The following is a 22,419-nucleotide window of genomic DNA, read 5'->3' as shown; positions in this document are numbered from 1 at the left end:
CGGCCTGGTTTTTTTGTATCTATTTTCCAGATACAGTGTCATCAACATCCGAAAGTCATCGACTAATGGTCGCCAGTCTGGCTAATCCATCAGCAATTAGAAAGAAAAGTTCCAAGCACATCAAACAAATGGGGTTATAAATGGTCGTTGGTGTGAAAATTACTTACACTAAGGGGCATTAATTTTAACTCAAGCCTTGAAAACTCTACTCTCAAGTACAATATCAGAAATACTAGATTTATCTCAGTATCCTTGGTTAGTAACTGAAGACTGGTTCATCGCTAGTAGAGACTGACGGCATTTAAAATAGATCGCGGACGATCTGAGAACGAAGAGATTCCAAGCACATGATTACTAAGCTGCTGACAAAGGTAATTGGCAGTCGCAATGACAGAACACTGCGCCGCCTTAGAAAAATTGTAAAAGAAATTAATAACTACGAGCCAACGTTTGAAGCGCTTTCTGACGAAGAGCTAAAAGCGAAAACTGTTGAGTTTCGTGAGCGCTTAGACAAAGGTGAATCGCTAGACCAACTCCTACCTGAAGCATTTGCTACGGTACGTGAAGCGTCTAAGCGTGTTTACGGCATGCGTCACTTTGACGTGCAAATGATTGGTGGCATGGTTCTAAATGCTGGCCAAATTGCAGAGATGCGTACTGGTGAGGGTAAGACTCTTACAGCAACTCTACCTGCTTATCTTAACGCCCTACCTAGTAAAGGTGTTCACGTAGTAACGGTGAACGACTACCTAGCTAAGCGTGATGCGGAAACTAACCGCCCATTATTTGAATTCCTTGGTATGACTGTTGGCGTGAACGTGCCAAACATGGCTCCACCAGAGAAAAAAGAAGCATACCAAGCGGATATCCTATACGGAACAAACAACGAGTTTGGTTTCGATTACCTACGTGACAACATGGCTTTCCGTGCTGAAGACCGTGTTCAACGCGAACGCTTCTTTGCTGTAGTCGATGAGGTTGACTCAATCTTAATCGATGAAGCGCGTACACCTCTTATTATCTCTGGCCCGGCTGAAGATAGCTCAGATCTTTACACGCGTATTAACACATTGATTCCTCATCTTGAGCGCCAAGATAAAGAAGATTCTGAAGAGTACCGTGGTGAAGGTCACTACACCATGGACGAAAAATCTAAGCAGGTTCACCTGACTGAAAACGGTCAAGAATTTGTTGAAGAGCTAATGGTGAAAAATGGTCTGATGGAAGAGGGCGATACGCTTTACTCTCCAACAAACATCAGCCTACTACACCATGTTAATGCTGCGTTGCGTGCTCACGTATTGTTTGAGAAGAACGTAGACTACATCGTAACTGAAGAAGGCGAAGTGGTTATCGTTGATGAACATACTGGCCGTACAATGCCAGGTCGTCGTTGGTCTGAAGGTTTACACCAAGCTGTTGAAGCAAAAGAAGGTGTGAAGATTCAGAATGAAAACCAAACGCTAGCTTCGATTACCTTCCAAAACTTCTTCCGTCTGTACGAGAAACTGTCAGGTATGACAGGTACAGCCGATACTGAAGCTTTCGAATTCCAGTCTATCTATGGCCTAGAAACGGTTGTTATCCCGACTAACAAACCTATGGTTCGTAACGATATGCCAGATGTGGTTTATCGTACAGAAGAAGACAAATTCAATGCGATCATTGAAGACATTAAAGACCGTGTTGCTGCAGGTCAGCCATCACTGGTTGGTACTGTTTCTATCGAGAAATCAGAGCTACTGTCTAACGCACTGAAAAAAGCAAAAATTAAGCATAACGTACTAAACGCGAAATTCCACGAGAAAGAAGCGGAAATCGTAGCGCAAGCAGGTACACCTGGTGCAGTAACTATCGCAACTAACATGGCCGGTCGTGGTACCGATATCGTGTTAGGTGGTAGCTGGCAGTCTGAAGTTGAGAAACTACAAAGTCCAACTCAAGAGCAGATCGACAAGATCAAAGCGGACTGGAAAGTGGTTCACGACAAAGTACTAGAATCAGGTGGTCTACACATCATTGGTACAGAGCGTCACGAATCTCGTCGTATCGATAACCAGCTACGTGGTCGTTCTGGTCGTCAAGGTGATGCAGGTTCTTCACGTTTCTACCTATCGATGGAAGATTCTCTACTACGTATTTTCACTTCTGATCGTATGGCTGGTCTTATCCAGAGCGGTATGGATGAAGGTGAAGCGATCGAATCTAAGATGCTATCTCGCTCTATCGAAAAAGCACAACGTAAAGTTGAAGGGCGTAACTTCGATATCCGTAAGCAACTTCTAGAGTACGATGATGTAGCCAATGACCAACGTAAGGTGGTATACGAGCTGCGTGATGAGCTAATGGGCTCTGACGACATCAGCGAAATGATTGAGCACAACCGTGAAGACGTGTTTACGTCGGTTATCGATGAGTACATTGCTCCGCAATCGCTAGAAGATATGTGGGACATCGCTGGTCTACAAGATCGTCTGAAGAACGACTTCGACCTAGACTTTGATATTCAAGGCTGGTTGGACGAAGACGACAAGCTTTACGAAGAAGCACTACGTGAACGTATCCTAGGCATGGCTGTTGATGCTTACAAACAGAAAGAAGAAGTGGTTGGTGCACAAGTGCTACGCAACTTCGAGAAGTCTGTAATGCTGCAAACGCTAGATGGTCTATGGAAAGAGCACTTGGCTGCGATGGATCACCTTCGTCAAGGTATCCACCTGCGTGGTTACGCTCAGAAGAACCCGAAACAAGAGTACAAGCGCGAGTCGTTTGAACTGTTTGAAGGTCTACTGGATGTACTGAAGTCAGACGTTATTACTATCCTTTCGAAAGTTCGCGTTCAGCAACAAGAAGAAGTAGAAAAGATGGAAGCGCAGCGTCAAGCTCAAGCTGAAGAAGCAGCGCGTCGTGCACAAGCGCAACACGCAACAGCAGAAAACCAGCTAGGTGATGATGAAGCAGAAGCAGCGTCGCCACAAACTGTAGTACGTGATGAGCGTAAAGTTGGTCGTAACGAGCCTTGCCCATGTGGTAGCGGTAAGAAGTACAAACAGTGTCACGGTAAAATTAATTGATGCTTTGCTGTAAAGGTTGATAACTGCGTCGGCGATGCTCATTTACACTTGTAAACTCCGCGTCGCCTCCTTGTTCTCAACCATTACAGCTTTGCCTAAATATAATTTTATTTATTCAAGAGTCGCTTAGGCGGCTCTTTTTGTATGTAAATTTCATGGCTTACTTTGTTACTCAAGGAAGTCGTCATTCCCTATAGCGAGGAGCGAGCGTAGTAGGGAATCTTGTTTAGTTAGGCTCGCGTAGTTTTAGATCCCCAACTCAGTCGTTCCTCCTTCTTGAGGATGATGTATTTAGGGACTATGTGAGTTCAGCGTTTTATTAAGGAACACCATCAATGAAAAGAATCCATATCGTAGCGGGTATTATCTTCAATCAAGATAAGTCACAGGTATTTATTACAAAGCGCCCAGATGACAAGCACAAAGGCGGCTTTTGGGAGTTTCCTGGTGGCAAGGTTGAAGAGGGCGAAACTATTGAGCAAGCGATGACTCGCGAGCTTGATGAAGAGATCGGTATCAAGGTGACCGAGCAGTCTCTGTTTGAGCATCTTGAATTTGATTACACGGACAAGTCACTTAAGTTCGATTTCATTCTCGTGACTGATTTTGAAGAGCAACCTTATGGTAAAGAAGGTCAGCAAGGTGAATGGGTCAGCCTTGAATCATTGAATCAGTACGCTTTCCCTGAAGCAAATGTGCCAATTTTAGAGCGAGTGGTAAAAGAGTTTTCTTAATTGCTAGCCTGAGTTTGAGATTGTTGTTAGTTTAAAGAGATTAATCGAATGAACGTTGCTGCAAGAGAACTGCGGCAACAGTAACCAAAACAATGGAGATATTCGCAGTGGTAAGAATTGCAATAGCAGGAGCAGCGGGTCGTATGGGCCGCAACTTGGTGAAAGCCGCTCATCATAATTCAGAAGCTAGTGTTGGCGCTGGCTCGGAACGTCCCGAGTCATCATTAGTAGGCGTTGATGTTGGCGAGCTATGTGGGGAAGGTCGCTTTGATGTTGCTCTAGTGGATGATTTGTCTAAAGCCATCGAAGAGTTTGATGTGATTGTCGACTTTACCGCACCTGTTAGCACATTAGCGAATATTGAACTTTGTAAACGTCACGGCAAAAAACTTATCATCGGTACGACAGGCTTCTCAGAAGAGGAGAAGCAGGTGATTGACGCTGCTGCAAAAGAGATGCCTATTGTAATGGCACCAAACTACAGCGTAGGCGTCAACCTAGTATTTAAGCTACTAGAGAAAGCCGCTAAAGTGATGGGCGATTACTGTGATGTTGAAATCGTTGAGGCCCACCACCGTCATAAAGTGGATGCACCATCAGGTACTGCGATTGGTATGGGTGAAGCGATCGCCGGTGCTATGGGCAATGAGCTGAACGATGTGGCGGTATGGTCACGTGAAGGCATTACTGGCGAACGTACGAAAGATGAGATTGGCTTCGCAACGATTCGTGCCGGTGACATCATCGGAGAACACACTGCTATGTTTGCAGATATCGGCGAACGAGTGGAGATTACTCATAAAGCGACTGACCGAATGACCTTTGCAAACGGTGCGATCAAAGCTGCTGTTTGGCTCAATGACAAGCCAGCAGGCTTTTATACCATGACAGATGTCCTTGGTTTGAATGATCTGTAAATAGATAATTATGCGCCGGCAATTGCCGGCGCTTTCTTTATTTGCTACCTTTAACGCAGTATTCTTGTTTCTCACCTCTCTCTTAAACCTACCTTTTAACATCGTTTTTACCTCACTTTTCTTGTTGTTTTGTTGTCTTGGTCTTATTTTTGGATTAGATCTTTAAATCTTCATGTTTTCTGTTTGTATTTATCGATTGCTTTTTGTTGGTGATGTTTTTAGTACTTAAAGGCAGACAAAAGTAATGGGATAAAATTGGAAAATCTCAATATCGTGCTTAATTGACCATGAAAGTTGAACTTTTGGAGCTTTGGAAGGGTAAATTGAATTAGTGCGTACAAATCTTTAATTTCTTTTGCGTTAAATGTTGACACGTATCACGCACATCACTAAAATACCGCCAATTTGTCTAATTTCCATAAACACTCACTTTTAAGTGTTGCAGGAAGGTAGATTTGCAAATTAAATCAATTTTAATGCATATTTATTTCTGGAGGTTGTCTTGAAAAAGTCAGCACTACTTGTCCTAGAAGATGGGACAGTATTTCACGGTGAAGCCATTGGCGCTGTAGGTTCTGCAGTTGGTGAAGTCGTTTTTAATACCTCGATGACGGGGTACCAAGAAATCCTCACTGATCCTTCCTATTCTCAACAAATCGTTACCCTTACTTACCCTCACATTGGCAATACCGGAACCAATTCCGAAGACGAAGAATCCTCTTCAATCCACGCTCAAGGCCTTGTGATTCGCGATCTCCCTCTTATCGCTTCTAACTTCCGTAATGAACAATCCCTTTCTGATTACCTTAAGTCGCAAAACGTTGTTGGTATCGCTGATATCGATACTCGTAAGCTGACGCGTATTCTTCGTGAAAAAGGCGCTCAGAACGGTTGTATTGTAGCGGGTAACAACTTAGACGAAGCTTTGGCTCTAGCTAAGGCAAAAGAATTCCCTGGCCTGAAAGGTATGGACCTTGCGAAAGAAGTTACAACAAAAGAAGCGTATCAATGGAAACAAGGTTCGTGGACGCTTACGGGTGGACTTCCTGAAGCGAAAGCAGACTCAGAATTGCCATACCACGTTGTTGCTTATGACTTCGGTGCAAAACGAAACATCCTACGAATGCTCGTTGACCGCGGCTGCCGCCTAACGGTTGTTCCAGCTGAAACTTCTGCTGAAGAAGTGCTTGCACTAAACCCAGACGGTGTATTCCTTTCAAATGGCCCTGGTGACCCAGAACCATGTACTTACGCAATTGAAGCGACAAAAGTGTTCCTAGAAAAAGGCTTACCAATCTTTGGTATCTGTCTAGGCCACCAAATTCTTGCTCTTGCGTCAGGCGCTAAGACAGTGAAGATGAAGTTTGGTCACCACGGTGCAAACCACCCAGTTAAAGATTTAGATCGTGATGTTGTGATGATTACTTCGCAAAACCACGGCTTTGCTGCTGACGAAGACACACTTCCTGAAAACCTACGTGCTACGCACAAGTCTCTATTTGATGGTTCTCTGCAAGGTATCCATCGTACAGATAAACCAGCATTTAGCTTCCAAGGTCACCCAGAAGCAAGCCCAGGTCCAGAAGACGCAGCGCCGTTATTCGACCACTTCATTGAACTAATTAAAAAGCACACAGCGTAATTCGGAGTAGTAGACAATGCCAAAACGTACTGACATTAAAAGTATTCTAATTCTAGGTGCTGGCCCGATCGTTATCGGCCAAGCATGTGAGTTCGATTACTCTGGTGCTCAAGCTTGTAAAGCGCTTCGCGAAGAAGGTTACCGAGTTATTCTTGTAAACTCGAACCCAGCGACCATCATGACTGACCCAGACATGGCTGATGCAACTTACATCGAGCCTATCCAATGGGAAGTTGTTCGCAACATCATTGCGAAAGAGAAGCCAGATGCAGTTCTACCTACAATGGGTGGCCAAACAGCACTTAACTGTGCACTAGACCTAGAGAAACACGGTGTTCTTGAAGAGTTCGGTGTAGAGATGATTGGTGCAACGGCTGACGCTATCGATAAAGCAGAAGACCGTTCTCGTTTCGATAAAGCGATGAAGTCTATCGGCCTTGAGTGTCCACGTGCGGATACTGCGAAAACCATGGAAGAAGCTTACGGCGTTCTAGATATGGTTGGCTTCCCATGTATCATCCGTCCATCATTCACTATGGGTGGTACTGGCGGTGGTATCGCATACAACAAAGAAGAATTTGAAGAAATCTGTCGTCGTGGTCTGGACCTATCTCCAACCAACGAGCTTCTAATCGATGAATCTCTTATCGGTTGGAAAGAGTACGAGATGGAAGTGGTTCGTGACAAAGCGGACAACTGTATCATCGTATGTGCGATTGAAAACTTTGACCCAATGGGCATCCACACCGGTGATTCAATCACAGTTGCACCAGCACAGACGCTAACAGACAAAGAATACCAATTAATGCGTAACGCTTCTCTAGCGGTACTGCGTGAGATTGGTGTTGAAACGGGTGGTTCTAACGTACAGTTTGGTATCAACCCGAAAGATGGCCGTATGGTTATCATCGAGATGAACCCACGTGTATCTCGTTCTTCTGCTCTAGCGTCTAAAGCGACAGGTTTCCCAATCGCTAAGATTGCAGCGAAACTGGCTGTGGGTTACACATTAGATGAACTGCAAAATGACATCACGGGTGGCGCAACACCAGCATCATTCGAACCAACAATCGACTACGTAGTAACTAAGATTCCTCGTTTCAACTTCGAGAAATTTGCAGGTGCTAACGACCGTCTAACGACGCAAATGAAGTCTGTTGGTGAAGTTATGGCTATCGGCCGTAACCAACAAGAATCTCTACAAAAAGCACTTCGCGGCCTAGAAGTTGGCGCGACTGGCTTTGACGAAATGGTTGACCTAGATGCGCCAGATGCACTAACAACAATTCGTCACGAACTAAAAGAAGCTGGCGCAGAGCGTATTTGGTACATCGCGGATGCATTCCGTGCGGGTATGTCTGTAGATGGCGTATTCAACCTAACGCAAATCGACCGTTGGTTCCTAGTTCAAATCGAAGACATCGTTAAGCTTGAGCAAGAACTTAAAGCGAAAGGCTTTGCTGGTTTGAACAAAGACGAGCTAAACAAGCTGAAGCGTAAAGGTTTTGCGGATGCACGCCTATCTAAGATTCTAGGTGTAGCGGAAAGCGAAATCCGTCGTCTACGTGACCAATACGACATCCACCCAGTTTACAAGCGCGTTGATACGTGTGCGGCTGAGTTCTCTTCAGATACGGCTTACATGTACTCATCTTACGATGACGAATGTGAAGCGAACCCAACAGACAAAGACAAGATCATGATTCTTGGTGGCGGTCCAAACCGTATCGGCCAAGGTATTGAATTTGACTACTGTTGTGTACATGCATCTCTAGCACTACGTGAAGATGGTTACGAGACTATCATGGTTAACTGTAACCCTGAGACTGTTTCAACGGATTACGACACATCTGACCGTCTGTACTTCGAACCAGTAACTCTGGAAGACGTACTAGCAATCGCTCGCGTTGAGAAGCCAAAAGGCGTTATCGTTCAGTACGGTGGTCAAACGCCACTTAAACTGGCTCGCGCACTTGAAGCGGCTGGCGTGCCAATCATTGGTACTAGTCCAGATGCAATCGACCGTGCAGAAGACCGTGAGCGTTTCCAAGTTGCTGTTGACCGTCTAGGTCTTCTACAACCAGAGAACGCGACAGTAACAACAATGGAACAAGCGGTAGAGAAATCTCGCGAAATCGGCTTCCCATTGGTTGTACGTCCTTCTTACGTACTTGGTGGTCGTGCGATGGAAATCGTATACGATGAGCAAGACTTACGTCGCTACTTCAACGAAGCAGTAAGTGTATCGAACGAATCTCCAGTTCTTCTTGATAGCTTCCTAGATGACGCGGTTGAAGTGGATATCGATGCTATCTGTGACGGTGAGCGCGTAGTTATCGGCGGTATCATGGAGCACATCGAACAAGCGGGTGTTCACTCAGGTGACTCAGCATGTTCTCTTCCTGCATACACGCTAAGCCAAGAAATCCAAGACGTAATGCGTGAGCAAGTTGAAAAACTGGCGTTCGAGTTGGGTGTTCGTGGTCTGATGAACACGCAATTTGCTGTTAAGAACAACCAAGTGTACCTAATCGAGGTTAACCCTCGTGCAGCACGTACGGTACCGTTCGTATCTAAAGCAACGGGTGCACCAATCGCTAAGATTGCAGCACGTGTAATGGCGGGTCAATCGTTAGAGTCTCAAGGCTTTACCAAAGAAATCATCCCACCGTACTACTCAGTGAAGGAAGTGGTACTTCCATTCAACAAGTTCCCTGGAGTTGACCCACTATTAGGCCCAGAAATGCGCTCTACTGGTGAAGTTATGGGTGTTGGTGCAACGTTCGCAGAAGCATACTCTAAAGCTGAATTGGGTTGTGGCAACATTTACCCAGAAGGCGGTCGTGCACTTCTTTCTGTTCGCGAAGGCGACAAAGAACGCGTTGTAGACCTAGCATCTAAGCTATCTAAGCTTGGTTACCAGCTAGACGCAACACACGGTACAGCAGTGATTCTTGGCGAAGCGGGCATCAACCCACGTCTAGTAAACAAGGTACACGAAGGCCGTCCTCACATTCTTGACCGTATCAAGAACAACGAGTATACCTACATCGTGAACACTGCAGCTGGCCGTCAAGCGATTGAAGACTCTAAAGTTCTTCGTCGTGGTGCACTTGCTGAGAAGGTAAACTACACGACTACGCTAAACGCAGCATTTGCGACATGTATGGCGCACACTGCAGACGCGAAGACGACAGTAACTTCTGTTCAAGAGCTACACGCACAGGTGAAAGCTTCTCAAGCTTAATTTGTCTTAGCTCAGCTAACTGAACTGAAGTTAGCGGATATAAATGCTCAAAGCCCACTCTTCGGAGTGGGCTTTTTTATGTCCGTGATACAGCGTTAGTTAAATGATGAATATTTGGAATAGGTTAGAATCTTGTGTTTCGTTATTGATCACCAGCTCAGGATGGTAAGTTGTCGCTACACGAGACTTTGAGGCGTTGGGTATATGGAAATCACTCTGGAAATATTGGCTATTTTGTTTGTTGTCGCAACAGCAGCGGGCTTTATCGATGCGATGGCTGGCGGTGGCGGGCTACTGACTTTGCCAGCACTACTCGCAGCGGGAGTTCCACCGACACAAGCCCTAGCAACTAACAAGCTTCAAAGCTCTTTCGGCAGTTTTTCCGCAAGTTGGTACTTCGTGCGTAACGGGATCGTTAGTATTAAGGAGATGCGCCTCGCCATTTTGTGTACCTTCATTGGCTCGGCGATTGGGGCAGAACTCGTTCAGTTCATTGATGCGAGCTTGTTGACCAGTGTGATCCCTCTGCTGCTGATCGCTATCTCACTCTACTTCCTATTAGCGCCACAAACCAAGACCTCTGAAGGTAAACAGAAGATCTCTGAAGCGATGTTTGCTTTGTGCGTTGGTGGTGGTGTTGGCTTTTACGATGGCTTCTTTGGACCAGGTACTGGCTCTATCTTTACTGTCTGCTTTGTTGCAATTGGTCACTTCTCTTTAGTCGATGCTACGGCACGCACTAAGGTGTTGAACTTTACCTCTAACATCGCTGCACTGATCTTCTTTATTTTGGCAGGCTTGCCAATCTGGGAGCTCGGCTTAGTGATGGCAATTGGCGGCTTTATGGGGGCTCAGCTGGGCGCGAAAGTGGTGGTGACAAAAGGGCAGAAGTGGATCCGCCCCCTTGTGATCGTGATGTCGATGCTCATGGCGTCTAAACTACTCTGGGAACAGCATCAACAATGGATTCTATCAGTGTTTTAACTCGTGGAGACTGGTAGCTATTTGGTCTTACACAGACATGAATCGGCCGGATTAAGCCCGCTAATTCCTGGAAGCTATACAGATATTGAGACTCAATATTGAGTGTTTTTACGATAGAGAGCGGAATTAAAGCAGGACCAGTTCCACCTAGTGCAAGTTGCGCTGCGGCAGTGTAGGCATCCATCTCCATCAAAGGTTTGATACCAAATTTTTCTAATACTGAGAGTTGGTAAGAGTTGGCGGGGTTAGTCATATCATTAGTGATGACTTTGGGTGGAAGCCCGTTTAACGGCAATTTACTTACAATGAAAAAGGGCTCGTCGAACAGATGAAACGTCATCAATCCATGATGCGGCGGCAACAAGCCTGCGCATAACCCTAGGGTTGCCTTGCCGGACTGAACTCGCTCGATGATTCTGGGCGTGTGGTTGGTGGTTATCGTGATGTATTTATCTTGTTGGATAAACTGTCCCATCATTTCACCTAAATAGCCGGCTATCAGAGACTTAGAGCTGTCTAAGGTAATGAGAGTCGTATCTTCTAACTCTTGCTGTTCATAAATAAGACCACGAAGTTCATTGAACGTAGGACCAATACTCTCGATCAGTGCTATCGCGTCTGGCGTGAGTTTTATCTGACGACCGCTCGGCTCAATCAGCTTTTTCCCCAACTTCTTTTCTAAGTTAGCAATCCGTTTGCTTACCGCTGATTGGCTGATATACAGCAGGCTGCCAGTGCGGCTCATGGTTTTGGCTTTACTCAAAACTAAGAGAGTTTCGATTCCTTCGAGTAGCATTTGATGATATTCATGAAAGTTGGGAATGGTACGTCCAACTTATCTCAATCAAGGCTGCTGCTCTAGCTTTTGTTTACGAGTTCTTGAACCAAGCTGGCTATTCTTGAACCGTAGTATTGAGCAGTGAGTAAGTCATTGTGGTTAATGCTATCTTCACCATCATCGATACTAGACACTAAACCAATATTTGAACCAGTGCGGTTTAACCCTAAATTATCTGTGTGTCTTGAGGCGTCTAAGCCAACCCAAATCATGCCGTGCTGACAAGCTAGAGTGAAAAAGCTAAGCAGGGTTTGTTGTTGCTCTCCGTTAAGACTGCCTCCAGTGGTGAAGCCAGCAGCGAGTTTATTTCGCCATAACTTCTTGCAGTAGTTGTCACTGCTCGCATCCATAAAGCTTTTAAACTGAGCGGCAGGTGAACCCATATAGGTTGGAGCGCCAAAAACGATCGCATCACAACTGTCTAGGAGTTTGAGCTTTTCGTCATTGTCATATCGGCCTTCAATGATCTCCGAGGGCAGTACTTCGATGAGTAGGGCTGAGTCAGGTAGCTGAGTGTTTACGCCCTCTGCGAGCAGTTCGGCGACCTGCTTAGTTGCGCCGCATTTAGAGAAGAAAACAATTCCAACTTTATTACTGCTCATCCTAGAGCCCTCATTGTTAGTAAATGAATATGTTTATAAAGCCATTCGTTTACTAATATAGCTCGTCAATTGATTAAGTAAATAAAAAACATTACTAAGCTAGGGCGGAAGTGACTTGAGGCGGAGAAGCAGAGCAGGAGTCTGAGGTGGCAAGGTTAAAAAAGGCCCCTAAGTGGAGCCCTTTTCTTTTTAGCGATAGCTTATTTAATCGCGAAAGTTGGTAAAGATAAGTGCCAACGAATGGCGCCAAGTCTGATCAACAATGTAGAGAATACGCCGGCTAGGAATGCGGTCTCTGAATCGTGGCCCATGCGAATAGCCATAGTGTGGAATGCACCGCCGATGATACAAGCGGTCGCGTAGACTTCGCTTCGCAGGATCATCGGTACTTCTCGGGCAAGTACGTCACGAATAATGCCGCCGCCACAGCCTGTAATTACGCCCATGATGATGGCAACCAATGCTGAGTCTTGATAAGCCAATGCTTTTTCAACACCAATACCAACGAACACAGCTAAACCTATGGCGTCACAGACGGGTAGGATCCACCATGCCAAACGCTTGGGGCGTCTCACGATGATCATAGTTAATAAACAGGTAACGATAATGACCCAAAGATAGGTGGTATCGGTTATCCAAAAAACAGGAGTAGCACCCAGTGCCATGTCTCGAATTGTACCTCCGCCAATAGCGGTTACACTGCCGAGAACGGCGACACCAAAAGGGTCCATTTTTAGGCGTCCAGCAACAAATACGCCTGAAATAGCAAAGATGGCAGTGCCAAATAAATCGATAATATAAAGCAGCATGGAGTCCATGATACTGGTGCTCTTATTGTTAAAATTGTAGGGACAGGTCGGTGGCGAATTGTACGAAAAAACAGACTAAAAAGTTAGTGATTTTCTCGGACTCTATCGAAGTAATCGCACACTTGCTGGATAGCTTGCAAAGTTCTTGTGGTTGGTCGGTTAATCCAGTCTGAATTGAGCGACCATATCTGATTTTTAGCGACGGCTGGGATCTCTTCCGCCCACGATTGCCACATGGTTCCATTCTCAATAGCGTGCTGAGAAGTGAAGATCACTTGCGGTTTATTCAGCACAACTTGCTCAATACCGACTTGCGGGTAGGGTGAAGCGCTGTCTTCAAAAATATTTCGGCCGCCACAAAACTCAAATACTTCACTTGGCCAGTGTCCTTGTGCCACGGTGATAATAGGTTTTTCACTTAGCTGGTAGAAGTAGCTGACCGGCTCCGCATCTTTGTATTTTAGCCTTAATGCGTTGAGCTGCTCTTTGTATTGCTTAGCATTATTCTCACCGATACTCGGATCGCTGGCGTATTGGCTAAGTTGCTCAATATTGGTCGCGATGCTGTCTAGGCTTTTGGTTTTCGAATAATAAATATTAAAGCCAAACTGCTCCAGTTTCGCCAGTTCTCTCGGTGGGTTACCCGCTGGCCAAGCAAGGATAAGATCTGGCTGAAGCGCGATGATCTTCTCAACCTTGATACCTTGATAGTTTGCCACTTTTTCTAGCTTATCGGCTTGTGGTGGGTAATCACTTCGTTCACTCACAGCAACTAAGTTATCGCCTAACCCCGCACTGTATGCGAGCTCTGTGGCGTGAGGGGCTAAGCTGACCACGCGTTTTGCCTTGGTTACTTCGGTTGCAAGCGTGCTTGGTATCCATAAGCTAAAGCTGATCGCGAAAGTTGCACATGATGTAACAAGTTGAGAGGGTTTCACTTTAAATCCCTTGGTGAATAATGAGTAAGACTAAGCTTTGTAAGAATATCCAAATAGCGATGCGTCCAAATAGCAGCTTTTGAACCTGTGATAAGTGCAGTGCGGATGGGGCGATTCTTCCGCCTAATTTTGCGCGAATGGCTTTGGTATCGTTGTAAATAGCCGGACCACCGAGTGATAGCTCAAGCTTATTGCCTACTGCTGTAATCAACCACGCAGGGCCTGGCAGAGGCCAAGAGCGACTTTGAGTTAGCATCATCTTAAGTGTATGAGACGCTTTATTACCGCATACGATCATCAAGGCAAATAAGCGCATTGGGATAAATTCAAGGATCGCGACGATTTTGATGGCTGTTGAGCCAAAAGGAGAGAACTGCTTGCGACTTGGTGACCAAGCTCGAGCTAATTCGATAATCAGGCGATACATTAACGCCGCGATTCCGCCTCCGATGGCGTACCAAAACAGCACACAAACCACATTGCGACCGTAGCCCATGATGATGGTTTCAGCCGCAGCTTTCCCGAGCCCTAATGATGATAGTGAATCTGTTTGGCGATTGACAATCGGAGCCAGCAATTGACGCGCAGTCACTTTATCTTCTCGGCTAAGTGTTTTGATGAGCTGGTTTGCCAGCTTTTCATTATTACGCCAATCAATGGCGAGCAGTAACAAAGCCAGTTGAAACAGCTGAGTCTGCCAAACCAGAGGTTGCAGTGCCAAGAGAAGAATCAGAGTTGGAAGTACCATTAATCCCCAGGCTAAGGTGCCAGAAATCAGGCTTTGGGAATAGTTTTGGTTGTTATTAACCTTGCTTGCTAAAAGCTCAGCAAACTTATGCCATAAGGTCGTGGGGTGTGCGGCATGAGGGATAGGTAGAATCAAATGAAAAAGCAGTGCTCCCCACATTACAAGGAGCACGCCATTTGCAAATACCTGATCAAACAGTGTTTGCATGCTTAGTCGCTTACTTTAGTAGGGCAACCATTTTGATAACCATTTCAGAAGAGCTTTGTGCTGCTAGTGGCAGAAATTCTTCAAAACTCATTGGTGATTCTTTGTCTGCAACGTCAGAGATTGCACGAACAACCACAAATGGTACTTGGAACTGGTGACAAGCTTGAGCAATCGCAGAAGCTTCCATTTCTACAGCAACCACAGACGGGAAGTGCTTACGGATGAACTCTTGGCGTTCTGCTGTGCAAACAAATGCGTCGCCAGTACAGATAAGGCCACGAACCGCGTGCTTGTCTTCCATTTGAGCTAGCGCTTGCTCAGCTACCTTCATCAGGTTCTCGTCAGCTTTGAATGCAGCTGGTTGACCTGCCATCTGGCCGATTTCGTAACCGAAAGCTGTTACGTCTGCGTCGTGGTGACGTACTTCTGTAGAGATAACTACATCGCCAAGGTTTAGAGTTGAATCAAAACCGCCAGCAGAGCCCGTGTTTAGAACGACATCTGGTTGGTATTCGCTTAGTAGGATAGAGGTACCAACAGCCGCAGCTACTTTACCAATGCCTGATTGAAGCAAAACAACGTCAACACCATTTAGCTGACCAGAGAAAAAGGTACAACCGCCTTTATTAACTTCAGTAATGTCTGAAATAGCTGCTTTTAGGATCGCAACTTCTTGCTCCATTGCGCCAATGATGCCGATTTTCATGTGTAGTCTCTTAATTAAAAAATATTTAAACAGTAGAGCGAAATTGTAGCATGGATAAGAAGCGTCGAGCGACAGCCCAGAAGCACTTCTCATCCGAATAGTGTGGATTTACTCCAGTATTCTTTGTCTATTTGATTAGACCTTCGCTTTGCAAGCTAGCACGAAGTTGTTCTGCTCGTTTACGGTTCACACCAAAGTCAGAGTAGCCAGTGCGGGACTCTGAACGAACGATGAGCTTGTCTCCATCGACTTTTAACTCAAGGTCATCGACAAAGCGCATGATGCGTGATGTGCACTCAACACGCAGGTAATCATCGGTTTTGTTGGCCGTTTTCGCGCCCGGCAAAGTCAGAGCGACTTGCTCAATGGCATCAAGGCTTGCTGAATCGGATAGCTCGTATGCAGCCAAAGCATATTGTTCACGGTCATCTTGTGTTGATACGCAATTTGGTTTGTCACCACAAGGTGATGATGTTCTGTCTTTCATGTCCGTGATCCCTTGGCTGCAAGCGGTTAAAGTTAAAAGTGATAGCGAGAGGAGAGCGGCTTTTTTCATAGTGTTTCCTATGGCGAATTTTAGTTTTAATTGTAGTTCTCGGTATTGGTTAATTTTCGATTGTTTTACGTGTTTTTTATTATGCCGTTAGTAAACGTATCGAACTTAAAAAAGGATCCATATGCGGATCCTTTCTTCATAGTAACGGCTTGAGTAATAAAGGAAACCTTAGGCTAATCACACTTCTAGATAATCCAATATCCCTTCAGCGGCTTTGCGGCCTTCATCGATAGCAGTCACGACTAAGTCAGAGCCTCGAACCGCATCGCCACCGGCAAAGATTTTGCTGTTGGTGGTTTGGTACTGAAACTCTTGCTGACCGGGTGCTTTAATACGGCCCCATTGATCAAGCTCGACACCGAAAGGTTCTAACCATTCCATAGCGTGAGGTTGGAAACCAAATGCCATGATCACGGCATCGGCTTCAAGAATGTGCTCACTGCCTTCAACAGGTTCTGGGCGGCGACGGCCTGCTTCATCAGGTTCACCTAATGCGGTTTTCACGACTTTAACGCCAGCAACATGCCCAGAACTATCAAGCTCTAAGCCGATAGGCTGGAGGTTAAACTTGAACTTCACGCCTTCTTCACGTGCATTCTTCACCTCACGGCGAGAGCCCGGCATGTTGGCTTCATCTCGACGGTAAGCACATACCACATCTGCCGCATTCTGACGAATAGAGGTTCGAACGCAATCCATCGCGGTATCACCACCACCAAGCACGACGACTTTCTTACCTTGCATATCGATAAATGGGGTTGGGTTGTCCAGTTCCATGACCTTGTAGGTATTAGAAATCAAGAATGGCAGAGCGTCATAAACACCCGGAGCATCTTCATTATCTAGACCTGCACGCATGTTCTTATAAGTGCCGACACCAAGGAAAACAGCGTCGTAATCATCGACCAGCTCTTGAAGTTGAATGTCTTTGCCAACTTCGATATTCATTCGGAACTCAACACCCATCTCGCTAAAGATGCGGCGGCGATTCTCCATGATACCTTTCTCAAGCTTGAACGATGGAATACCAAACGTCAGTAGACCGCCGATCTCCGGATAGCGGTCAAACACAACAGCTTTTACGCCATTGCGTACCAAGATATCAGCCGCCGCTAGACCTGCCGGCCCTGCACCGATGATTGCGACCTTTTTATCGGTCCATTCAACGTGAGACATGTTAGGCTTCCAACCCATCTCAAAGGCTTTGTCGGTAATGTACTTTTCAATATTGCCAATGGTTACTGCACCGAAATCGTCATTGAGGGTACAAGAGCCCTCACACAAGCGGTCTTGAGGGCAAACTCGACCGCAAACCTCAGGCAGGCTGTTGGTTTGGTGAGACAGTTCAGCGGCTTCGATAATACGCCCTTCATTGGCAAGCTTAAGCCACTGAGGGATGTAGTTGTGAACAGGACATTTCCATTCACAGTATGGGTTACCACAGTCTAAACAACGGTCTGCTTGCGCTTTCGCTTGCTGTTTAGTGAAAGGTTCGTAGATCTCTACAAACTCAATCTTACGTATCTTGATTGGTTTCTTCGCTGGGTCTACGCGATTCACATCAATAAATTGGTATACATTCTGGCTCATTATTGGCTCCTTCCAATTATTGCGCTTGAACACGAAGTTCAGCTGAGCTGCGGCTTTGGTGGCCGAGCAAGGTGTTGAGATCCGCCGTCTTTGGTTTCACTAGGTAGAACTTCGGAATCCATTCATCAAAGTTCGCCAGAATAGCTTCAGCGTGTACTGAGCCCGTTTCTTCTAAGTGCTCTGCAATTAAGCCACGCAGATGTTCTTGGTGGATATATAAGTCAGATAGAGAAAGCGCCTCAACCGACTCGTTGTTCACTCGGCCTTGGAAGTCTTCGTTCTTGTCCATGACATAAGCGAAGCCACCCGTCATACCTGCACCGAAGTTGACGCCAGTTGCGCCAAGAATGGCAACAATACCGCCCGTCATGTATTCACAAGCGTTGTCACCCGCACCCTCAATCACGGCAACCGTACCTGAGTTACGTACGCCAAATCGCTCGCCCGCCGTACCTGCGGCAAACAACTTGCCACCGGTTGCGCCATACAGGCAGGTGTTACCTATGATGGTTGCTTCGTTACAAGTAAATGCGGTGCCTTGGTGAGGTTTGATAACCACCTTACCGCCAGCCATGCCTTTACCAACATAGTCATTGGCATCACCCGTTAGGTAAAGCTCTACGCCGCCAGCATTCCAAACTGCGAAAGATTGGCCAGCAGTACCGTCTAGGTACAATTTGATTGGCGATCCAGCCATGCCTTGGTTGCCGTATCGCTTAGCAATTTCGCCAGAGATACGTGCGCCTATCGAACGGTCTGTATTAATCACGTTGTAGTAAAGGCTGGTGGACTGTCGTTTCTCAATCGCATAGAGAGCATCATCCAGAATCTGCTGGTTGAGCTGAGCCTTATCAAATGGCGCGTTTGGTTCGGTCCAATACAGAGGGTGACCCTCTGGTGATACCGGAGCTTCCAGTATCGAGGAGAGATCCAATTTGCTCTGTTTCGCAGTAAGACCTTCAACAGCCTCCAGTAAATCTGTGCGTCCAATTAGGTCAGTGAGTTTTTCTACACCAAGGTCAGCGAGGTGTTGGCGAACTTCATCGGCTAAGCCAGTAAAGTAGTTCACCACCATATCAGGCAAGCCTTTGAAATATTCGCGGCGAAGTGTTTCATCTTGAGTTGCAACGCCTGTCGCACAGTTATTGAGGTGGCAGATTCGTAAGAATTTACAACCCATTGCCACCATTGGTGCGGTACCAAAGCCAAAGCTTTCTGCACCGAGAATCGCGCCTTTAATCACATCGAGACCGGTTTTCAATCCACCGTCGACTTGCAGGCGGATCTTATGACGAAGCCCGTTAGCAACCAGTGCTTGCTGAGTTTCGGCTAAGCCAAGCTCCCAAGGGCAACCTGCGTATTTCACCGAGGTTAGTGGGCTCGCTGCGGTACCGCCATCGTAACCAGAAATGGTGATCAGATCGGCGTAGGCTTTTGCTACACCAGTCGCGATAGTACCAACACCCGGTTCAGACACTAACTTCACTGAAACCAAGGCTTTAGGGTTTACTTGTTTAAGATCGAAAATCAGCTGAGCCAAATCTTCGATCGAGTAAATATCGTGATGCGGAGGCGGGGAGATCAGAGTAACACCCTGAACCGAGTATCTCAGCTTAGCGATTTCTGCCGTCACTTTATGACCTGGCAGCTGACCACCTTCGCCTGGCTTCGCACCTTGTGCGACCTTGATTTGCAGAACATCCGCATTGGTTAGGTAATGTGGTGTTACGCCAAATCGGCCAGACGCAATTTGTTTGATGCGTGAGTTACGGTCGGTGCCAAAACGTCGTGGATCTTCACCGCCTTCGCCTGAGTTTGAGTAACCACCCAAACGGTTCATCGCCATAGCTAATGCTTCGTGCGCTTCTGGACTCAGGGCACCAATCGACATCGCCGCTGAGTCAAAGCGTTTAAAGAGGTCACTGCTTGGTTCTACTTGCTCAAGGGCTAATGGTTTATCAGCTTTTTTTAGGCTCATCAAGTCACGTAACATTGCCGCAGGGCGAGCATTTACCTGCTTAGCAAAAGAGAGGTAATCCGACGTTTCGCCAGTTTTTACTGCGGTTTGCAGTGTACCAACTACATCTGGGTTATAGGCGTGGTATTCACCACCATGGACGTATTTCAGTAAACCACCGTGCTCGATTGGCTTACGCTTAGTCCATGCTTTACGTGATAGGTTGTAAATATCTTGCTGGAAATCGCTAAAGCTTGCGCCTTGAATTCGAGTAGTTACTCCGCGGAAACAGAGCTCAACGACATCAGAATGTAGGCCAACGGCTTCGAAAAGCTGTGAACAGCGGTAAGAAGCAATGGTTGAAATACCCATCTTCGACATGATCTTATACAGACCTTTGTTGATGCCGTTTTGGTAGTTCTGCATCGCTGCACGATAGTCTTTGTCTAAAGATCCATCATCGAGCATCTTACCTAACGCTTCATAAGCAAGGTACGGATAAACCGCAGTCGCACCAAAGCCAAGTAGCACTGCGAATTGGTGTGGATCTCGAGCGGTTGCTGTTTCCACTACGATGTTGGCATCACAACGCAGGTTGGTATCAGCAAGGCGAGTCTGTACTGCACCAACCGCCATGGCTGCTGGAATTGGCAGTTTGCCTTTCTCTAAACCTTTGTCGGATAACACAACCAAAACGGCGCCTTCGCGGACTTCTTGTTCTGCACTATCACATACCGCTTTGATCGCTTGTTCAAGGTCTTGCTGCGCTGGATCGTAGTGCATGCTTAGGATCGCATGGCGGTAGTGCTTTTGATTCAGTTGCAGAAGTTGCTGCATGTCTGAGTAAAGTAGAACAGGAGAATCAAATGTCACACGATAGGCGTGTCCATCTGTTTCACAGAACACGTTCATCTCTTGGCCAATGCTGGTGGCGAGCGACATCACATGCTTTTCACGCAGAGGATCAATCGGTGGGTTGGTGACTTGGGCAAACTTCTGACGGAAATAATCAGTGACTAGTCGCTCTTTTGAAGAGAGTACCGCCATTGGTGTGTCGTCGCCCATTGAGCCGACTGCTTCCTGTCCCATGTCACCAAGCACGCGTAATACCTGATCGGACTCTTCGTTGCTCATTGCAAACTGTTTTTGGTAGGTTTTGAGCGTGTCATCGTCGAAGCTACGCTTACCCACTTGGTCATCATCGAGCTCAGAAAATGGTGTTAGCTTGTGAACGTTCTTTTCCATCCACTCTTTGTAAGGGTGGCGACTTTTGAGGTCATTATCGATCTCGTTAGATTGCCATAGCTTGCCACGGCGAGTATCTATAACCAGTAGTTCACCTGGCCCAACACGACCTTTTTCTGCTACTTCATCTGGCGCGTAGTTCCAGATACCAACTTCTGATGCCAGTGTGATTAGGTTGTCTTTGGTAATGACATAACGCGCAGGACGCAGGCCATTTCTATCGAGGTTACATGCCGCGTAACGACCGTCAGATAGAACGATACCAGCAGGGCCATCCCACGGTTCCATGTGCTTGGAGTTGAAGTCGTAAAAAGCACGCAGGTCTGGATCCATGTCTGGGTGATTCTGCCAAGCGGGCGGCACAAGCATGCGCATCGCTCGAAACACATCCATACCACCGGCTAGGAATAGGTCGAGCATGTTATCTAGGCTTGAGGAGTCAGAGCCGGTTTCATTCACGAAAGGGGCTGCGGTTTGCAAATCTGGCAGCAGTGGTGAAGAGAATTTATAGGCGCGAGCCTTAGCCCATTGACGGTTGCCTTCAATGGTATTGATCTCACCATTGTGCGCCAAATAGCGGAATGGTTGAGCCAGCGGCCAGCGCGGTTGTGTGTTGGTTGAGAAACGCTGGTGGAACAGACATATTGCTGATTCCATGCGTAAGTCTGCAAGATCGAGGTAAAATCGCGGAAGATCGGCAGGCATACACAAGCCTTTGTAGACCATCACTTGTGTTGAAAGGCTACAGATATAGAAATCTTTGTCTTCGGTGATCTGTTTTTCAATTCTGCGACGCGCGATGTATAAGCGGCGTTCGATATCGCGCTCACGCCAACCGGCAGGAGCAGAGATAAACACTTGCTGAATGTTTGGAACAGAATCTTTTGCGATAGGACCTAATACCTCGGTATTAGTCGGAACTTCGCGCCAACCTGCAATAGTCAATGTCTCTTGGGCGAGTTCTTTATTGACGATCTCTTGTGCTGATTGAGCTTTGATTGGGTCTTGGCTGAAGAAAATCATGCCAATCGCGTATTGCTTGCCGAGATTAAAATTATTCTCTTCTGCAATAATTCTTAAATAGGAGTCAGGCTTCTGTAGTAGTAAGCCACAGCCATCTCCGGTTTTACCATCCGCGGCGATACCACCACGGTGTGTCATGCGATCTAGGGCTGAAATAGCAGTTCTTACCAACTTATGACTAGGTTGGCCTTCCATTTGCGCTATTAAACCAAATCCACAGTTGTCTTTTTCAAGACTAGGATCATATAGAGCCATTGCAATTCTCCCTTTTGCTTCTCTGTCATCCAGACAGTAAATGACTAACTATTCATGTACTTGTTATTTTTTATGAACTTATAGTCTTTTAGCTAGTTCAACGTTATCCCTTGTGTTAACAAAACTCAGTGGTTTTATTTTCACCAGTTTTACAACGTATAGCTAATTGTGTTTAAGGTCAAGTTCATGGTTAATTATCATGCGTAAACGCGATTAACCACGTAATAATCTAAAATAGTCGATTGATATCAGTTAGATATGAGTGGTAAATGTTAATGATATTTAACATTTATAGTGGCGGAGTAGTTGTGAGAGGGAAAGGCTAGATAGAAAAAAGGCTAGCATCG

General features: G+C 46.2%; 15 protein-coding genes. 6 read left to right on the top strand and 9 right to left on the bottom strand.

Annotation, left to right across the window (positions count from 1 at the left end):
- Positions 1–347: 347 nt before the first annotated feature.
- The 6 genes from secA (at position 348) to F0251_RS09240 (ending at position 10,598) form a co-directional block, all read left to right on the top strand.
- Positions 348–3,074: a preprotein translocase subunit SecA gene (gene secA / locus F0251_RS09265; protein WP_116870012.1), complete on the top strand. Its 2,727-nt coding sequence runs from the start codon at positions 348–350 to the stop codon at positions 3,072–3,074.
- A gap of 335 nt (positions 3,075–3,409) precedes the next feature.
- The gene (mutT, locus tag F0251_RS09260) at positions 3,410–3,808 is read left to right on the top strand and encodes an 8-oxo-dGTP diphosphatase MutT (protein WP_008222857.1); all 399 of its coding nucleotides are present in this window, start codon (positions 3,410–3,412) and stop codon (positions 3,806–3,808) included.
- 92 nt (positions 3,809–3,900) lie between these two features.
- Positions 3,901–4,725, top strand: a complete 825-nt coding sequence (gene dapB, locus F0251_RS09255) for a 4-hydroxy-tetrahydrodipicolinate reductase (protein WP_081090357.1) — start codon at positions 3,901–3,903, stop codon at positions 4,723–4,725.
- A gap of 502 nt (positions 4,726–5,227) precedes the next feature.
- Positions 5,228–6,367, top strand: a complete 1,140-nt coding sequence (gene carA / locus F0251_RS09250; protein ID WP_004740731.1) for a glutamine-hydrolyzing carbamoyl-phosphate synthase small subunit — start codon at positions 5,228–5,230, stop codon at positions 6,365–6,367.
- Positions 6,368–6,383: 16 nt separating this feature from the next.
- Positions 6,384–9,614 carry a carbamoyl-phosphate synthase large subunit gene (carB, locus tag F0251_RS09245; RefSeq protein WP_128162012.1) on the top strand — a complete coding sequence of 1,077 codons (3,231 nt, stop codon included), beginning with the start codon at positions 6,384–6,386 and terminating at the stop codon, positions 9,612–9,614.
- A gap of 204 nt (positions 9,615–9,818) precedes the next feature.
- The gene (locus tag F0251_RS09240; protein WP_061033373.1) at positions 9,819–10,598 is read left to right on the top strand and encodes a TSUP family transporter; all 780 of its coding nucleotides are present in this window, start codon (positions 9,819–9,821) and stop codon (positions 10,596–10,598) included.
- On the opposite strand, the gene F0251_RS09235 is transcribed toward F0251_RS09240, so the two are convergent.
- From F0251_RS09235 to gltB, 9 genes are all read right to left on the bottom strand, one after another.
- Positions 10,549–11,394, bottom strand: coding sequence for a LysR family transcriptional regulator (locus F0251_RS09235; protein ID WP_171730854.1), 846 nt, complete (start codon positions 11,392–11,394; stop codon positions 10,549–10,551). The two genes, F0251_RS09240 and F0251_RS09235, sit on opposite strands and share 50 nt — an antisense overlap.
- 62 nt (positions 11,395–11,456) lie before the next feature.
- Positions 11,457–12,038 (bottom strand): flavodoxin family protein, encoded by a 582-nt coding sequence (locus F0251_RS09230; protein WP_171730853.1) that lies wholly within the window; start codon positions 12,036–12,038, stop codon positions 11,457–11,459.
- A 200-nt stretch (positions 12,039–12,238) separates the two neighbouring features.
- Complete coding sequence (locus F0251_RS09225) at positions 12,239–12,856, bottom strand: TRIC cation channel family protein (protein ID WP_061033370.1); 618 nt, start codon at positions 12,854–12,856, stop codon at positions 12,239–12,241.
- A 74-nt stretch (positions 12,857–12,930) separates the two neighbouring features.
- On the bottom strand, positions 12,931–13,785 hold the full coding sequence (btuF, locus tag F0251_RS09220; protein WP_008222870.1) for a vitamin B12 ABC transporter substrate-binding protein BtuF: 855 nt from the start codon (positions 13,783–13,785) through the stop codon (positions 12,931–12,933).
- A 1-nt stretch (position 13,786) separates the two neighbouring features.
- Complete coding sequence (locus F0251_RS09215) at positions 13,787–14,740, bottom strand: cobalamin biosynthesis family protein (RefSeq protein ID WP_171730852.1); 954 nt, start codon at positions 14,738–14,740, stop codon at positions 13,787–13,789.
- 10 nt (positions 14,741–14,750) lie between these two features.
- Positions 14,751–15,446, bottom strand: a complete 696-nt coding sequence (gene mtnN / locus F0251_RS09210) for a 5'-methylthioadenosine/S-adenosylhomocysteine nucleosidase (protein WP_004741524.1) — start codon at positions 15,444–15,446, stop codon at positions 14,751–14,753.
- Positions 15,447–15,573: 127 nt separating this feature from the next.
- On the bottom strand, positions 15,574–16,002 hold the full coding sequence (locus F0251_RS09205; protein WP_171730851.1) for a DUF1499 domain-containing protein: 429 nt from the start codon (positions 16,000–16,002) through the stop codon (positions 15,574–15,576).
- Between the two features lie 177 nt (positions 16,003–16,179).
- Positions 16,180–17,592 (bottom strand): FAD-dependent oxidoreductase, encoded by a 1,413-nt coding sequence (locus F0251_RS09200; RefSeq protein WP_171730850.1) that lies wholly within the window; start codon positions 17,590–17,592, stop codon positions 16,180–16,182.
- Between the two features lie 16 nt (positions 17,593–17,608).
- The gene (gene gltB / locus F0251_RS09195; protein WP_171730849.1) at positions 17,609–22,072 is read right to left on the bottom strand and encodes a glutamate synthase large subunit; all 4,464 of its coding nucleotides are present in this window, start codon (positions 22,070–22,072) and stop codon (positions 17,609–17,611) included.
- Positions 22,073–22,419: the final 347 nt, after the last annotated feature.

Origin of the sequence: Vibrio sp. 070316B (assembly GCF_013114115.1) — a bacterium.
Lineage (GTDB): Bacteria > Pseudomonadota > Gammaproteobacteria > Enterobacterales > Vibrionaceae > Vibrio > Vibrio chagasii_B.
Note: the sequence above shows the minus strand (reverse complement) of the source record. Positions and strands in the feature narration are given on the sequence as shown.

Coding starts and splice junctions, on each gene's coding strand:
- F0251_RS09225 (WP_061033370.1), bottom strand. CDS start 12,856: ATGGACTCCATGCTGCTTTATATTATCGATTTATTTGGCACTGCCATC.
- F0251_RS09240 (WP_061033373.1), top strand. CDS start 9,819: ATGGAAATCACTCTGGAAATATTGGCTATTTTGTTTGTTGTCGCAACA.
- F0251_RS09230 (WP_171730853.1), bottom strand. CDS start 12,038: ATGAGCAGTAATAAAGTTGGAATTGTTTTCTTCTCTAAATGCGGCGCA.
- F0251_RS09205 (WP_171730851.1), bottom strand. CDS start 16,002: ATGAAAAAAGCCGCTCTCCTCTCGCTATCACTTTTAACTTTAACCGCT.
- secA (WP_116870012.1), top strand. CDS start 348: ATGATTACTAAGCTGCTGACAAAGGTAATTGGCAGTCGCAATGACAGA.
- dapB (WP_081090357.1), top strand. CDS start 3,901: ATGGAGATATTCGCAGTGGTAAGAATTGCAATAGCAGGAGCAGCGGGT.
- F0251_RS09200 (WP_171730850.1), bottom strand. CDS start 17,592: ATGAGCCAGAATGTATACCAATTTATTGATGTGAATCGCGTAGACCCA.
- mtnN (WP_004741524.1), bottom strand. CDS start 15,446: ATGAAAATCGGCATCATTGGCGCAATGGAGCAAGAAGTTGCGATCCTA.
- mutT (WP_008222857.1), top strand. CDS start 3,410: ATGAAAAGAATCCATATCGTAGCGGGTATTATCTTCAATCAAGATAAG.
- F0251_RS09215 (WP_171730852.1), bottom strand. CDS start 14,740: ATGCAAACACTGTTTGATCAGGTATTTGCAAATGGCGTGCTCCTTGTA.
- carB (WP_128162012.1), top strand. CDS start 6,384: ATGCCAAAACGTACTGACATTAAAAGTATTCTAATTCTAGGTGCTGGC.
- gltB (WP_171730849.1), bottom strand. CDS start 22,072: ATGGCTCTATATGATCCTAGTCTTGAAAAAGACAACTGTGGATTTGGT.
- F0251_RS09235 (WP_171730854.1), bottom strand. CDS start 11,394: ATGCTACTCGAAGGAATCGAAACTCTCTTAGTTTTGAGTAAAGCCAAA.